The organism is Actinomadura sp. (assembly GCF_044508335.1).
Classification (GTDB): Bacteria; Actinomycetota; Actinomycetes; order Streptosporangiales; family Streptosporangiaceae; genus Spirillospora.
Genome location: NZ_JBIQHY010000158.1, coordinates 1 through 13,660, shown reverse-complemented (window position 1 = coordinate 13,660; position 13,660 = coordinate 1). Strand labels below are relative to the sequence as shown.

17 protein-coding genes are annotated in these 13,660 nt (G+C 73.5%); 12 read left to right on the top strand and 5 right to left on the bottom strand.

Annotated elements, in window-relative coordinates:
- The 4 genes from ACIWVC_RS32030 to narI all read left to right on the top strand — a co-directional run.
- On the top strand, positions 1 to 414 hold a 414-nt coding region (locus ACIWVC_RS32030; RefSeq protein WP_396454983.1), incomplete at its 5' end, for a molybdopterin dinucleotide binding domain-containing protein.
- Positions 414 to 2,156, top strand: a complete 1,743-nt coding sequence (narH, locus tag ACIWVC_RS32025) for a nitrate reductase subunit beta (RefSeq protein WP_396450146.1) — start codon at positions 414 to 416, stop codon at positions 2,154 to 2,156. The genes ACIWVC_RS32030 and narH, both read left to right, overlap by 1 nt.
- On the top strand, positions 2,153 to 2,839 hold the full coding sequence (gene narJ / locus ACIWVC_RS32020) for a nitrate reductase molybdenum cofactor assembly chaperone (protein ID WP_396450147.1): 687 nt from the start codon (positions 2,153 to 2,155) through the stop codon (positions 2,837 to 2,839). Before narH ends, narJ begins: the two co-directional genes overlap by 4 nt.
- A complete protein-coding gene (gene narI / locus ACIWVC_RS32015; RefSeq protein WP_396450148.1) occupies positions 2,836 to 3,615 on the top strand; it encodes a respiratory nitrate reductase subunit gamma in 780 nt (259 codons plus the stop codon). The genes narJ and narI overlap by 4 nt, the downstream gene beginning before the upstream one ends.
- A 69-nt stretch (positions 3,616 to 3,684) precedes the next feature.
- Here narI and ACIWVC_RS32010 read toward each other — a convergent pair whose 3' ends face one another.
- Both ACIWVC_RS32010 and ACIWVC_RS32005 read right to left on the bottom strand, forming a co-directional pair.
- A complete protein-coding gene (locus ACIWVC_RS32010; RefSeq protein ID WP_396450150.1) occupies positions 3,685 to 4,101 on the bottom strand; it encodes a pyridoxamine 5'-phosphate oxidase family protein in 417 nt (138 codons plus the stop codon).
- Positions 4,102 to 4,237: 136 nt separating this feature from the next.
- Positions 4,238 to 4,663, bottom strand: a complete 426-nt coding sequence (locus ACIWVC_RS32005) for a pyridoxamine 5'-phosphate oxidase family protein (protein ID WP_396450152.1) — start codon at positions 4,661 to 4,663, stop codon at positions 4,238 to 4,240.
- Between the two features lie 127 nt (positions 4,664 to 4,790).
- Between ACIWVC_RS32005 and ACIWVC_RS32000 the strand changes: the two genes are divergently transcribed.
- Positions 4,791 to 5,180 (top strand): hypothetical protein, encoded by a 390-nt coding sequence (locus ACIWVC_RS32000; protein WP_396454982.1) that lies wholly within the window; start codon positions 4,791 to 4,793, stop codon positions 5,178 to 5,180.
- Here ACIWVC_RS32000 and ACIWVC_RS31995 read toward each other — a convergent pair whose 3' ends face one another.
- On the bottom strand, positions 5,181 to 5,579 hold the full coding sequence (locus tag ACIWVC_RS31995) for a helix-turn-helix transcriptional regulator (protein ID WP_396454984.1): 399 nt from the start codon (positions 5,577 to 5,579) through the stop codon (positions 5,181 to 5,183). It lies immediately after the preceding gene.
- A gap of 77 nt (positions 5,580 to 5,656) precedes the next feature.
- On the opposite strand from ACIWVC_RS31995, the gene ACIWVC_RS31990 reads away from it, so the two are divergent.
- The 4 genes from ACIWVC_RS31990 (at position 5,657) to ACIWVC_RS31975 (ending at position 8,983) form a co-directional block, all read left to right on the top strand.
- A complete protein-coding gene (locus tag ACIWVC_RS31990; RefSeq protein ID WP_396454981.1) occupies positions 5,657 to 6,775 on the top strand; it encodes an epoxide hydrolase family protein in 1,119 nt (372 codons plus the stop codon).
- A gap of 18 nt (positions 6,776 to 6,793) precedes the next feature.
- A complete protein-coding gene (locus tag ACIWVC_RS31985; protein WP_396454980.1) occupies positions 6,794 to 7,669 on the top strand; it encodes a Gfo/Idh/MocA family protein in 876 nt (291 codons plus the stop codon).
- A gap of 9 nt (positions 7,670 to 7,678) precedes the next feature.
- On the top strand, positions 7,679 to 8,071 hold the full coding sequence (locus ACIWVC_RS31980; protein ID WP_396450160.1) for a rhodanese-like domain-containing protein: 393 nt from the start codon (positions 7,679 to 7,681) through the stop codon (positions 8,069 to 8,071).
- Between the two features lie 201 nt (positions 8,072 to 8,272).
- Positions 8,273 to 8,983 carry a hypothetical protein gene (locus ACIWVC_RS31975; RefSeq protein ID WP_396454979.1) on the top strand — a complete coding sequence of 237 codons (711 nt, stop codon included), beginning with the start codon at positions 8,273 to 8,275 and terminating at the stop codon, positions 8,981 to 8,983.
- Positions 8,984 to 9,236: 253 nt separating this feature from the next.
- Here ACIWVC_RS31975 and ACIWVC_RS31970 read toward each other — a convergent pair whose 3' ends face one another.
- The gene (locus tag ACIWVC_RS31970; protein ID WP_396454978.1) at positions 9,237 to 10,085 is read right to left on the bottom strand and encodes an alpha/beta fold hydrolase; all 849 of its coding nucleotides are present in this window, start codon (positions 10,083 to 10,085) and stop codon (positions 9,237 to 9,239) included.
- 27 nt (positions 10,086 to 10,112) lie between these two features.
- Between ACIWVC_RS31970 and ACIWVC_RS31965 the strand changes: the two genes are divergently transcribed.
- Genes ACIWVC_RS31965 through ACIWVC_RS31955 form a run of 3 tightly spaced genes read left to right on the top strand, consistent with a single transcriptional unit; the run spans position 10,113 to position 12,443 of the window.
- Positions 10,113 to 10,613: a metallophosphoesterase family protein gene (locus tag ACIWVC_RS31965; RefSeq protein WP_396450163.1), complete on the top strand. Its 501-nt coding sequence runs from the start codon at positions 10,113 to 10,115 to the stop codon at positions 10,611 to 10,613.
- A 23-nt stretch (positions 10,614 to 10,636) separates the two neighbouring features.
- Entirely contained in the window at positions 10,637 to 11,584 is a 948-nt protein-coding gene (locus tag ACIWVC_RS31960; RefSeq protein WP_396454977.1) for an aminoglycoside phosphotransferase family protein, read from the top strand.
- A 25-nt stretch (positions 11,585 to 11,609) separates the two neighbouring features.
- Positions 11,610 to 12,443: a crotonase/enoyl-CoA hydratase family protein gene (locus ACIWVC_RS31955; protein ID WP_396450166.1), complete on the top strand. Its 834-nt coding sequence runs from the start codon at positions 11,610 to 11,612 to the stop codon at positions 12,441 to 12,443.
- A gap of 30 nt (positions 12,444 to 12,473) precedes the next feature.
- On the opposite strand, the gene ACIWVC_RS31950 is transcribed toward ACIWVC_RS31955, so the two are convergent.
- Positions 12,474 to 13,316: a patatin-like phospholipase family protein gene (locus ACIWVC_RS31950; protein WP_396450168.1), complete on the bottom strand. Its 843-nt coding sequence runs from the start codon at positions 13,314 to 13,316 to the stop codon at positions 12,474 to 12,476.
- Positions 13,317 to 13,660: the final 344 nt, after the last annotated feature.

Here is a 13,660-nt window from a genome sequence, read left to right as displayed (position 1 = left end):
ATCCACTCCGAGTACCAGGACAACCTGTTCATGCTGTCGCTGTCGCGCGGCGGCCCGGTGATCTGGATGAGCGGCGTGGACGCGGCCAAGATCGGCGTCCGCGACAACGACTGGATCGAGGCGGTCAACCGCAACGGCGTCGTCGTCGCCCGCGCGATCGTCACGCACCGGATGCCCGAGGGCACCGTGTACATGTACCACGCGCAGGACAAGCTGATCGACGTCCCGCGCGCGGAGACGTCCGGCCGCCGCGGCGGCATCCACAACTCCCTGACCCGGCTGCTGATCAAGCCGAGTCACCTCGTCGGCGGGTACGCGCAGCTGTCGTTCGCGTTCAACTACCTCGGGCCGACCGGCAACCAGCGCGACGAGGTCACCGTCATCCGCCGCCGCTCCCAGGAGGTGCAGTACTAATGCGCGTCATGGCGCAGATGTCGATGGTGATGAACCTCGACAAGTGCATCGGCTGCCACACCTGCTCGGTCACCTGCAAGCAGGCGTGGACGAACCGCAGCGGCGTCGAGTACGTCTGGTTCAACAACGTCGAGACCCGCCCCGGGCAGGGCTACCCCCGCCGCTACGAGGACCAGGAGAAGTGGCGCGGCGGCTGGACGCTGAACCGGCGTGGCCGGCTGGCGCTCAAGGGCGGCGGCCGGTGGCGCAAGCTGCTGACGATCTTCTCCAACCCGAAGCTGCCCGGGATCGACGACTACTACGAGCCCTGGACGTACGACTACGAGACCCTCACCGACGCGCCGCTGCAGGAGCACACGCCGGTCGCCCGGCCGAAGTCGCTGCTGTCCGGCAAGGACATGAAGGTCTCCTGGTCGGCGAACTGGGACGACGACCTCGGCGGGTCCGTGGAGCACGGCGACAAGGACGTCCTGCTCAAGGAGATCTCCGACAAGGTGAAGATGGAGTTCGACAAGACCTTCATGTTCTACCTGCCGCGGATCTGCGAGCACTGCCTCAACCCGTCGTGCGCGGCGTCCTGCCCGTCCGGCGCGATCTACAAGCGCACCGAGGACGGCATCGTCCTCGTCGACCAGGACAAGTGCCGCGGCTGGCGGATGTGCGTGTCCGGCTGCCCGTACAAGAAGATGTACTTCAACCACCGGACCGGCAAGGCCGAGAAGTGCACCTTCTGCTTCCCGCGCATCGAGGTCGGCCTGCCGACGGTGTGCGCGGAGACGTGCGTCGGGCGGCTGCGCTACATCGGCCTGATGCTCTACGACGCCGACCGGGTGCTGGAGGCCGCGTCCACGCCGGACGACAAGGACCTGTACGAGGCGCAGCGCAGCGTGTTCCTCGACCCGAACGACCCGGAGGTCATCGCGGCGGCCCGGCGGGAGGGCATCCCGGACGACTGGATCGAGGCCGCGCAGCGGTCCCCGATCTACGCGCTCATCAACACCTTCAAGGTGGCGCTGCCGCTGCACCCGGAGTACCGGACGATGCCGATGGTCTGGTACATCCCGCCGCTGTCGCCGGTGGTGGACGTCATCCGCGACACCGGGCACGACGCCGAGGACAAGGGGAACCTGTTCGCGGCGATCGACGCGCTGCGCATCCCGGTGGAGTACCTGGCGGAGCTGTTCACCGCGGGGGACACCGCCGTCGTCGACGCGGTGCTGCGCAGACTCGCCGCGATGCGCTCCTACATGCGCGACATCAACCTCGGCCGCGAGCCCGACGACACCATCCCCGAGGGCGTCGGCATGACGGGCGAGTCGATGTACGACATGTACCGGCTGCTGGCGCTCGCCAAGTACGACGAGCGGTACGTGATCCCCACGGCGCACGCCGAGGAGGCGCACAGCCTGGAGGAGATCGCCACCGAGTGCGCGCTGGACTACGACGGCGGGCCCGGCATGGGCGGCGCCGGGCTGCCCGGCGGCTCCGGCCCGTTCGGCGAGGCGTCCGGGCGGCCGAACCCGATCGCGGTGGAGAACTTCCACATGCTGCGGGCGCGGCAGACCGCCGACAACCCCGTCGACCCGGCCGACAAGCACAAGCGGGTCAACCTGCTCAACTGGGACGGCAAGGGCGCGCCCGCGGGCCTGTTCCCCGAGCGCAAGCCCGACTCGCAGGCCGGGCCGGACGGCACCAACCCGCCCGCCGACCCGGGCGCCGCCGAAACGGAGCCGAAGCCGTGAAAGCCAGGATCGCGAGGAGGGCCGGATTCGACGACGCCCAGCTGGCCACCTCCTGGCAGGCTGCGTCGCTGCTGCTCGGCTACCCCGACGAGGAGCTGCTGGGCCGCCGCCCGCTGCTGCGCCGCGCGGTGGCGGGCCTGCCCGAGGCGGCCGCGGAGCCGCTCGGCCGCGTCCTGGACCATCTGGACGCGACGCCGCAGCGGGAGCTGGCCGCCGACTACGTCGCCACGTTCGACCACCGCAGGCGGTGCTGCCTCTACCTGACCTACTACGCCTACGGCGACACCCGGAAGCGGGGCATGGCCCTGCTGCGGTTCAAGCAGGCGTACCAGGCGGCCGGGCTCGACCTGGACGACGGGGAGCTGCCCGACCACCTGGCCGTGGTCCTGGAGTTCGCCGCGACCGGCGACCTGGAGGAGGGGCGGCGGCTGCTGGTCGAGCACCGCGCCGGACTGGAGCTGCTGCGCATCTCGCTCACCGAGGCGGGATCGCCGTGGGCGCCGGTCCTGGACGCGGTGTCGGCGACGCTGCCGCCGCTGACCGGCCGCACCGAGGACGCCGTCGCCCGCCTCATCGCCGAGGGGCCGCCGGAGGAGACCGTCGGCCTCGCGCCCTACGGGGCCGACGCCGCCGCGGCGGGCCCCGTCTTCCTGCCCGATCCCACCGTTGGAGCCCGCTCATGACCAGCACTCTGCCCGCCCTCGCCGCGGAGAACGGCGGCGAGGCGGGCGTCGCCGGCACCCTGCTGTGGGTCGCCCTGCCCTACGTCACCATCGCGGTGTTCGTCCTCGGGCACGTCTGGCGGTACCGCTACGACAAGTTCGGCTGGACGACCCGCTCGTCCCAGCTGTACGAGCGGCGGCTGCTGCGCATCGGCAGCCCGCTGTTCCATTTCGGGATCCTCGTCGTCGCGCTCGGGCACGTCGGCGGGCTGCTGATCCCGGACCGGTGGACGGAGGCGGCGGGCATCACCGAGGACATGTACCACGTCGTCGCCGTCGTCCTCGGGACGATCGCGGGGTTCTGCACGCTGGCCGGCCTGGCGATCCTGATCTACCGGCGGCGGACGGTCGGGCCGGTCTTCCTCGCGACCACCCGCAACGACAAGCTGATGTACGTGGTGCTCGCCGGCACCATCGTCATCGGGCTGGCCGCGACGGTCGCCGCCAACATCATCGGCGACGGCTACAACTACCGGGAGACGGTCTCCCCGTGGTTCCGGTCGGTGTTCTACCTGCAGCCGGACCCGGACCTGATGACGGGCGTGCCGATCCTGTTCAAGCTGCACGCGCTGAGCGCACTGGTGCTGTTCAGCATCTGGCCGTTCACCCGGCTGGTGCACATGCTCACCGCGCCGATCGGCTACCTGACCCGCCCCTACATCGTGTACCGCAGCCGCGACGAGCACCTCGGCATGCACGAGACGCGCCGGGGCTGGGAGAGGGTCCAGCGCCCCTGACCCGGACGATGAGCGCTCCCACCCCCGCGCAGGGGGCGGGAGCGTTCCCGTGCGCGCGGCCGGCCGGACTCAGGAGCCGGGCGGGATGCGGCGGCCGGTGACCCGCCACAGCGGGACGCGGACGAAGTGGTCGCGCGGCCCCGGCGCCCACGGCCGCAGCGGCAGCAGGGCGAGGCGCGCCTGCTCCGCCGGGTCGGTCACCGCGCGGGCCTGCCCGACCACGGTCACCGACCAGCCCGTCCGGGCGGCCGGATCGAAGGCGTCCACCTCGAACGCGACGATCGCGCCGCGCAGCGCGGCGTCGAACTTCGAGCCGGGCGCGGTGCGGATGATCACGGCCTCGTCGCCGTCCAGGACGAAGGTGACCGGCTGGATGGCGGGCAGGGCCTGGTCGGTGTAGACCACGCGCCCGACCGGCGCGGACCGCAGCAGCGCGATGCACTCCTCGCGGCCGAGGATCTCCAGGTCTTCTCCGGCAGGTCGCATGCCACCAGGTTTCTCGACGGAGGGCGCGGGCCACAGGGGGCGAACGTCCCCGCCGGGCGGCGATGGTCCCGCGGGCGATGGACCTTGGCCCTTTCCAGCGGCGGCGACGCCCGCCGGGGTCCTCACCGGGGAGGGGTCACGAGGCGGCGGGGGCGCGGTCGCCGATCCGGCGGCCGGTGATCAGCTCGGGCCGGATGCGGATGAAGTAGTCGCGCTCGCCGGGGGCCCAGCTGCGCAGCGGCAGGGCCTCCAGCGCGGCGACGTCGCCGGCGTCGGTGACGTGCCGCGCGGGCCCGACCGCGACCACCGACCAGCCCGTCTTCGCGGCGGTGTCGAACTCGTCGATCTCGAACGCGACGATCGTGTCGGCGGCGGCCTTGGCCAGCCGCGACGTCCGCGACGTCCGGATCACGATGTCGTCGCCGCTGAGGGCGAAGTTCACCGGCTGGACGGCCGGCAGCGCGTGATGGGTGAACACGATCCGCCCGATCTCCGCGCGTGCCAGTAGGGCGCGGCACTCGTCCTCCTCGAGGATCTCCAGGCCGCTGTGGTCGAGCTGCATGCGTCCAGCCTGGTGTGCGGGCGCGGACCGCCGTTAGGGACCAAGGTCCCGATTCCCCGGGGTGGTGCCGGACGGCGCCGCCGGGGGCGGTAACGTCCCGGTCAACCGACCGAAGCCAGGAGGATCCGTGCTCGCCCTCACCACCGCCGACGTGCGCCTGTTCCTGCACGTGCTCGCCGCGACGATCTGGGTCGGCGGGCAGATCACGCTGGGCGCGCTCGTGCCCGCGCTGCGCGGCTACGAGGGCGTCACCAAGCTGGCCGCGCGCCGCTACAACATGGTCGCCTGGCCCGCGTTCGCCGTGCTCGTCCTCACCGGCGTGTGGAACATCACCGCGGGCGACATGGGCGACGCGGCGCAGCGGACCCTCGAAGTGAAGCTCGTGTTCGTCCTGCTGTCGGGCCTGGGGGCGTTCCTGCACACCCGCGCCAAGTCCACGGCGGGCCTCGCGGTGTGGGGCGCGGTCGGCATGGTCGGCGCCCTCGCCGCGCTGTTCTTCGGCGTCCAGCTCGGCTGATCAGCCGCGCCCGGCCGCGGCCGCCCGGCAGCGCCCGGCGATCGCGCGCAGGGCGTCCAGCAGCTCCGGCGGGCCGTCGGCCCGGAAGTCGGCGTCGAGCATGAGGATGTTCAGGGCCAGCCGCTCCGGGGTGTCGCCGCTCGCGTGCACCGCGCAGGTGTCCGCGTCCAGCGGCTCGACGAGGACGGACGCGGGCACCCGCGCCGTGATCTCGGCCGCGGGCGCGCGGACGGTGACGCGGGCCCGGTGCCGCGCGAGCGCGGCGTCCACGCCGCGCGGCACGAGGTCCGCGGGCGGCGCCGCCCGCGGCGTGAACCGCGGGCCCTCAGGGACGCGCAGGGCGATCCGGTCGGCGCGGAACGTGCGCCAGCCGTCCCGGGCCGTGTCCCAGCCGACCAGGTACCAGCTCGAGCATGTCTCCGATTCTCCCGCGATCGCGGCAAGGATCCTGCCGCATGGCGCGCGAAGCTCGTCTCATGAGCGATGACATCCGCCCCTTCCGCATCGAGATCCCGCAGGCCGACCTGGACGACCTCCGCGAGCGGCTCGCCCGGACCCGGCTGCCCGGCCAGGTACCCGGCACCGGCGCCGAGCGCGGCGTCCCCGAGCGGCGGGTGCGCGAGCTGGTCGAGCACTGGGCCGCTGGCTACGACTGGCGCGTCCACGAGGCGCGGCTGAACGAGCACCCGCAGTTCGTCACCGACATCGACGGGCAGCGCGTCCACTTCCTGCACGTCCGGTCGCCCGAGCCGGACGCGACCCCGCTGCTGCTCACGCACGGCTGGCCCGGCTCGGTCGCCGAGTTCCTCGACGTGATCGGGCCGCTGACCGACCCGCGCGCCCACGGCGGCGACCCCGCCGACGCCTTCCACCTCGTCGTCCCGTCCCTGCCCGGCTTCGGCTTCTCCGCCCCGCTCGCCGGGACCGGCTGGGATCTGCGGCGCATCGCCGCGGCCTGGGCCGAGCTGATGGAGCGCCTCGGCTACGACCGCTACGGCGCCCAGGGCGGCGACTACGGGTCGGGCGTGTCCCGGGAGCTGGGCCGGCTCGCCCCCGACCGGGTGATCGGGGTGCACCTCAACTTCCTGCTCACCTTCGGCTCCCCGGAGGGGCTGCCGGACGCCGATCGGGAGCGGCTGGCCCGGCTGGAGGGCTTCACGTCCGACATGGGCGGCTATCTCGCGATCCAGTCGACCCGGCCGCAGACCCTCGCCTACGGGCTCGCCGACTCCCCGGCCGGGCAGCTCGCCTGGATCGCCGAGAAGTTCACCGAATGGACCGAGGACGGCGTCGACCGCGACGCGATCCTCACCCACGCGACCCTCTACTGGCTGACCAACACCGCGGGGTCGTCGGCCCAGCTCTACTACGAGGCGTCCCGCACCTGGGGGCGGGACGAGCCGTCGCCGGTCCCGACCGGGGTGGCCGTGTTCCCGTTCGAGCCGGCGCCGCCGGTGCGCGCGCTCGCGGAGCGCACCGAGAAGATCGTCCACTGGACGGAGTTCGACCGCGGCGGCCACTTCGCGGCGCTGGAGCAGCCCGGCCTGCTCGTCGCCGACATCCGGGACTTCTTCCGCGCGCTGACCGGCGAGTAGATCGTCTAGGTTTGCCCCATGAGCGATTCTGTGGCGGTGGGGCTGGTCGGAGCGGGGCCCTGGGCGGGGATGGTGCACGCGCCCGCGCTGGCGGCGGGACCGGGGACGCGGCTCGCCGGCGTCTGGGCGCGGCGGCCGGAGGCGTCCGCCGAGCTGGCCGGCCGGCACGGCGCGCCCTCGTTCGCGCGGATCGAGGAGCTGTTCGACGCCTGCGAGGCGGTGGCGTTCTCCGTCCCGCCGGACGTCCAGGCCGACCTCGCCGCCCGCGCCGCCCGCGCGGGCAAGGCCGTCCTGCTGGAGAAGCCCCTCGCCATGGACCTGGACGGCGCCCGCCGGGCGGCCGGCGCGATCGCCGAGGCGGGCGTCGTCTCCCAGATGGTCTTCACGCTGCGCTACTCGCGCGCGGCGCGCGACTTCCTCGGCCGGGTGGGCGGCCTCGAACCGTTCGGCGGCTACGGATCGTTCGTCTCCTCGGTGCTGAGCGGCGGGCCGTTCGCCACGCCGTGGCGGCTGGAGAAGGGCGCGCTGCTCGACCTCGGCCCGCACATCGTCGACCTGCTGGACGCCTCCCTCGGCCGCGTCGTGGGCGTCCGCGCGCAGGGCGACCCGCTGGCCTGGCTGGGCCTCACGCTGGAGCACGAGGGCGGCGTGCTCAGCCAGGCGTCGGTCTCGATGGCGGGGACCGGCGAGCTGCCGCCCGCCCGCGTCGAGGTGTACGGGCGCAGGGGACACGCCGTGCTCGACTGGTCGCAGCTCGGCGACGACGCGTTCGCGACAATGGTCGACGAGTTCGCCGCGGCCGTCCGCGGCGGGCAGGCCCCGCCGCTGGACGCCGCGCACGGCCTGCGCATCCAGGAGATCCTCGCCTCCGCGGAGGCGCAACTCACCGAGTGAGGGGAACACATGGCACGGACGATCGACCAGATCCTCGCCGACGCGCGCGACCGGCTGGAGCGGCTGGAACCCGACAAGGCCCACGCCGAGGCGCGCGAGGGCGCGGTGCTGGTCGACATCCGCCCGGCGGCCCAGCGGGCGCGGGAGGGCGAGATCCCCGGCGCGCTGATCGTGGAGCGCAACGTCCTGGAATGGCGCTTCGACCCGGCGTCCGACGCCCGGCTCCCCGAGGCGACCGGGCACGACGTCCGCGTCATCGTGGTGTGCTCGGAGGGCTACACCTCCAGCCTCGCCGCCGCGTCCCTGCACGACCTCGGCCTGACCCGCGCGACCGACGTCGTCGGCGGCTTCCGCGCCTGGCGCGCCGCCGGGCTGCCGACGACCGGGGGAGCGGACGGGTGACGGCCGGCCCCGGCGGCCGGACGGCCCGCCGGGGCCGCGCACGATTCAGCAGTTTCGGCGGTCGATATCGCGGTCGCCTTAGTAATCGGATCCGCTGTTTTAGCGGGCTCCGCTAAAATGCGATTCTCTTTTTCTCTGGGTCTTGATTTCCGTGATCACTCGGGTAGAAGGAATTGAACCCTTCCCCGAGGAGGAATACCCGTGAAGGCTCCCATCATCAAGGCGGCCGCCCCGCTGGCCGCCGCGACCGCGGTACTCGCGCTGACGGCGTCCGGCGCGTCCGCCGCGACCACCACCGTCCGCGAGGACACCGCCGCCGGAGCGCCCTACTCCGGCAACTGGCAGGTCACCACCGTCGGCGCGATCGACTTCTCCGCCGACTTCCTGGGCGCGAAGGTGACCGGCTCCTGCGACGGCGCGACGCTGGAGGGGACGGTCGAGTCCACGGGCGCCGGCGAGCTCACCGCCGCGTCCATCGGCGCCTGCCGGACGTCCAACGGGCTCAGCTCGCCCGCGACCGACCTCGACCTCAGCGAGATCCCCGACCGGGGCGGCCAGGTCGTCTACGACCCCGTCGCCGGCGGGCGCGACGGCGTCCTGACCATCAACGGCGGCCTGCGCTTCAAGATCGAAGGCAAGATCTTCGGCATCACCATCACCTGCTGGTACGGGTTCCAGACGGGCAGCACGCCGGGCCTCCGGCTCGACGTCTACAACCGCGACAACCCGAACCGCCCGCTCCCGGACGCGGACGACGCCCAGGGCGGCTCCGACGACATCATGCTCGTGCGGCAGTCGGGAAGCAGCGGCCTCTGCCCGTCCAACGGCACCGGAAGCGGCGCCGGGATCGCCCGCGGCGAGAGCACGCCCGGCTCCGGCGTCTTCGACCGCAAGCTCTACCTGACCTCGTAGCGCGGGCCGCGGCGCGGAGAGGCGGCCGGACCCCGGGGCCGGTGCAAGGGAGTGATCATCCACCTCGGGGCCCGGCCGCCCTCATGCGCCCTCGCGGTGCTGGGTCGCCGTGTCGGAACGACCGGGGGCGTACGGCCGGAATCCTGTGGACGAACGCGAGGAATTCTGAGCCTAACTCCGCTGGTCAGCACTGTGTAATGACAGCGTGCTTACAGTTGTTTCCCACCGGTGTCCGGACACCGCCGTGGCAAAATCACCCGCGGCAGGCGAAACCGCGGAGGAGCTCGATGCTCCGCTCGGGCGCCTCCCGGAAGACGCCGTGCCCGACGCCGGGAAGGACGTGGAGTTCCACGTCGGTGCTCGTGAGCGCCGCGGCGAGCCGCCGGGCGGCGGAGACGGTCGCGACGGGATCGTCCTCGCCGTTCATGATCAGGACGGGCCGGGAGACCCGGTCCAGGTGGGGCCAGGGGTCGAACCGGGCGGCGAGCGTGTCCCGGAAGCGTTCGATGACGTCGCGGTTCCAGCGGATCCGTGCGAGCCTGTCCGCCGCGTCGGGATCGCCGCCCGGCCGCCGCGAGTACAGCGGCAGGCAGACCCGCTCCCAGTCCTCCTGGACGTCCTCGCCGCTCCAGTACCGCCGCGCGATGTCGCGGGCCTGCGCGCCCCCGAGCCGCTCGAAGATCTCCAGGCGCTCCTCGGCCGGGCCGGGCATGACGCTGTCGAGCACCACGCCGCGGACGCGGTCCGGATGGCGGTGCGCCACGGTCAGCGCCACCCAGCCGCCGCTGGACGTGCCGACGAGCACCGGGTCCGCGATGCCGAGCGCGTCGCAGAAGGCCACCACGTCGTCCGCCCAGCGCTCCCACGTCCACGACGCGGGGTCGCCGGCGTCAGACCGGCCGCTGCCGCGCTGATCCAGGTACACGACCTGCGCGAACTCGGCGGCCCGGCCCAGCACCGGCTTGAACAGCGAATGGTCGGCGCCGGGGCCGCCGTGCAGGGCGACCAGCACGGGCCGCTCGACCATGGCCGGCCCGTCGGGGACGAGCCCGGCGCCCTCGACGTCGAAGTACAGCCGAACGTCACCGATATCGATCCGCATCGGGTTGATTCTGCTCCCTGCGGAACAATGAGGGGTGTGAAAGCGGTGGTCGTTTCGGACACGCACGCCCCGCGGCGCTGGAAGTCGTGCCCGCCGCGGGTGGCCGAGCACCTGCGCGGCGCGGACGTGATCCTGCACGCGGGCGACGTGTGCACGGCGTCCGTGCTGGACGAGCTGGCGGAGTACGCGCCGGTCCACGCCGTCCTCGGCAACAACGACGGGCCGGACGTCGCCGCCTGGGGCGCCCCCGAACGCCTCGAACTCGACCTCGGCGGCCTCGCCGTCGCGATGGTCCACGACAGCGGCCAGTCCCGCGGCCGGACCGCCCGGATGCGCCGCTGGTTCCCCGGCGCCGACCTGGTCGTCTTCGGCCACTCCCACATCCCGCTGGACGAGACCGGCGACGGCGTCCGCATCTTCAACCCCGGATCGCCCACCGACCGGCGCCGCCAGCCGCACGGCACCATCGGCGTCCTGGACGTCCGCGACGGCCGCCTCGCCGAGGCGAAAATCGTTCCCGTCACATGAGGGCGTGCCGCCAGAATGCGTGAATGGCCGGTACAGCGAGCGGACGGCTCCCCTGGGACAGCGTGCCCGACCACGTGCGGAACGACGTGGAGACGCTGCTGGGCGCGCGCGTCGTGGCCGCCGCGACCCAGCCCGGCGGCTTCTCGCCGGGCGTCGCGGCGCGGCTCCGGCTGGACGACGGGAGCCGCGCGTTCGTCAAGAGCGCCGGCCCCGCCCCGAACCCCGACACCCCCGGCATCCACCGCGCCGAGGCCCGCATCGCCGCCGCGCTGCCGGGGACCGCGCCCGTGCCCCGGCTCCTCGGCTCCTTCGACCGGGCCGGCTGGGTGACGCTCGTCTTCGAGGACATCGACGGCCGCCACCCGCGCGAACCGTGGGACGCCGCCGAGCTGGACCGCGTCCTGGACGCGCTCGTGCGGCTGGCGTCCAGCATGACGCCGGCGCCCATCGACGCGCCGACGGCCGGCGAGCGCTTCGGGGCCTCCTTCCGCGGCTGGCGCCGGCTCGCCGCCGGCGGGGACCTCACCGGCCTCGATCCCTGGGCGCGCCGGAACCTGGCCCGGCTCGCCGCCCTGGAGGACGCATGGGAGGACGCCGCCGCCGGGACGACCCTCGCCCACGCCGACGTGCGCGCCGACAACATCCTGCTCACCGGCGACCGGGTCGTCATCGTGGACTGGCCGTGGGCGTGCCTGGCCGCGCCCTGGTTCGACCTGGTCGCGATGCTGCCGAGCGTCCACCTGCAGGGCGGCCCGAGCCCCGCCGACGTCTTCGGCGCCCACCCCCTGGCCCGCGGCGCCGACGAGGAGGCCGTGACCTCCGTCGTCGCCGCGGTCGCCGGCTACTTCGTCCACGCGGGCCGGCAGCCGCCGCCTCCCGGCCTGCCCTCCCTGCGCGCCTTCCAGCGGGATCAGGGAGAGGTGGCCCTCGACTGGCTGCGGCGGCGCATGGAATCGTCCCCTCTGAGATGAGCGCCGCGACCGAGGGGGAGCCCGCATGACCGACCGCGTCACCGTGAACGTCCGCGAGGGGGTCGCCGACGTGCGGCTCAACCGCCCCGACAAACTGAACGCCCTCGACATGGCGACGTTCGACGCGCTCGCCGAGACCGGGGACGCGCTCGCCGCCGACCCGTCCGTCCGGGCCGTCGTCCTGTCGGGCGAGGGACGCGCCTTCTGCGCCGGGCTCGACTTCTCCGCTTTCGCCGCCATGGCCGGCGACGGCGTCCGGACCGGCGAGAGCGAGCGGGCCGTCCGGCTGCTGAACGACATCACGGAACGCGAACCGGGACGCATCACCAACCTCGGGCAGCAGGCCGTGCACATCTGGCGGGAGATGCCGCAGCCCGTCATCGCCGCCGTCCACGGGCACGCCCTCGGCGGCGGCCTGCAGATAGCCCTCGGCGCCGACATCCGCATCGTCGCGCCGGACGCGAAGCTGTCCGTGTTGGAGATCCGCTGGGGCCTCGTCCCCGACATGACCGGGACCGCCGCGCTGATCCGCCTCGTCGGCGAGGACGTCGCGAAGGAGCTGACCTTCACCGGCCGCACGGTCACCGGCGAGGACGCCGTCCGGATCGGCCTCGCCACCCGCACCGCCGGCGACCCGCGCGCCGCGGCGGCCGAACTGGCCCGCGAGATCGCCGGCAACAGCCCCGACGCGGTGCGCAGCGCCAAACGGCTGCTGAACCGCGCGGCGGACCACGACCTCGCCGGCCAGTTCCTCGAAGAGTCCCGGGCGCTCGGCGCGCTGCGCGGCAGCCCCAACCAGGTCGAAGCCGTGCGCGCCTACTTCGAGAAGCGCCCGCCGTCCTTCACCGACCCCGCCTGACGGGCAGGACGCGGCGGGCGCGCCGCCGGGCTAGGCCCAGAATGAGGCGATCCCGGCGGCGGCGGCCTTCCCCTGCGCGAGACCCGCGTGCGCCACCGGAGTGCGGGTGGACGGATCCAGGGGGTCGGCACCCGCCGCGCGGCGCGCGGCCTCGTCCGGGCCGATCACCTCGACGCGCCCGCCCGCCTCTTCCACCGCGGCGACCTCCCTCGGCAGCGACGGGTCGTCCATCGGCGCGATCAGCAGCACGCGCTCGTAGCCCACGGCCAGCGTGAGGTTGTTCAGCGACGCGACCCCGCCGTCCACATACCGGACGCCGCCTATCGTCACCGGCGGCCAGATCAGCGGGACCGCGCAGCTCGCCGCGACGGCGTCCACGAGCGGCACGCCCGAGTCGCGGTCGAATACGCGGAGGTCACCGGTCAGCGCGTTCACCGCCGTCACCCGCAGGTCCCTGGACGGCCATTCGCGGACGGGCAGCCGCGCCTCGATCACGGCCCGCCGCGCGGCCTCGTCGACGGTGTCGGCGGCCAGCGCCCGCGCGCCCATCGCGCGCCGGATCGCCGCCGGGTCGTCGTTCTCCTCGGCGACCCGCATCCAGGTCTCCGCCAGCTCGGCGACCGTCGCGCTCCCGGACGGCACCAGCTCCCGGTTCTGCAGCGCCGGGTCCGCCTGCCGCTCGAACAGCTCGCCGAGGGGCAGGCCGCTGCCGACCTGCGCGGCCACCGCCGATCCCGCCGACGTGCCGATCAGCACGTCCGCGCCGGTGACGTCCGCGCCTTCTGCGGCGAGCCCCGCGAGCACGCCCGTCAGCCAGGAGATGCCCGCGACCCCGCCACCGCCGAGCACGAGCGCGCGTCCGTTTCCACTCATGATCCGTCCTCTCGTCGCAGGGGGTAGAGCGCAGGCCCACCAAGATCCATTCCCGGTGCCGCAGGGCGAGCCGGGCATGTCCCGACGCACACGGGCGGGGAAGAAACCCCGCACATCGTGCGTTAGGTCACGTGCCCGAACGTGATCAGGCGGAATACCCGCGTCGTCGGGCTCGTTGAAGCGTCCCGGGGTCCGGAGCGCCGATTTGACGTGGATGCTCGGACCACGTAAGTTAACCCCTCGTCCCCTCACGGATGCAGGACGCCCGCATGGCGGCCGGCCGGAGAACGGGGAACCCACCTACGAACCAGCTGACGCGGCCGTGCTGCGTCCGCTGCGGTCTG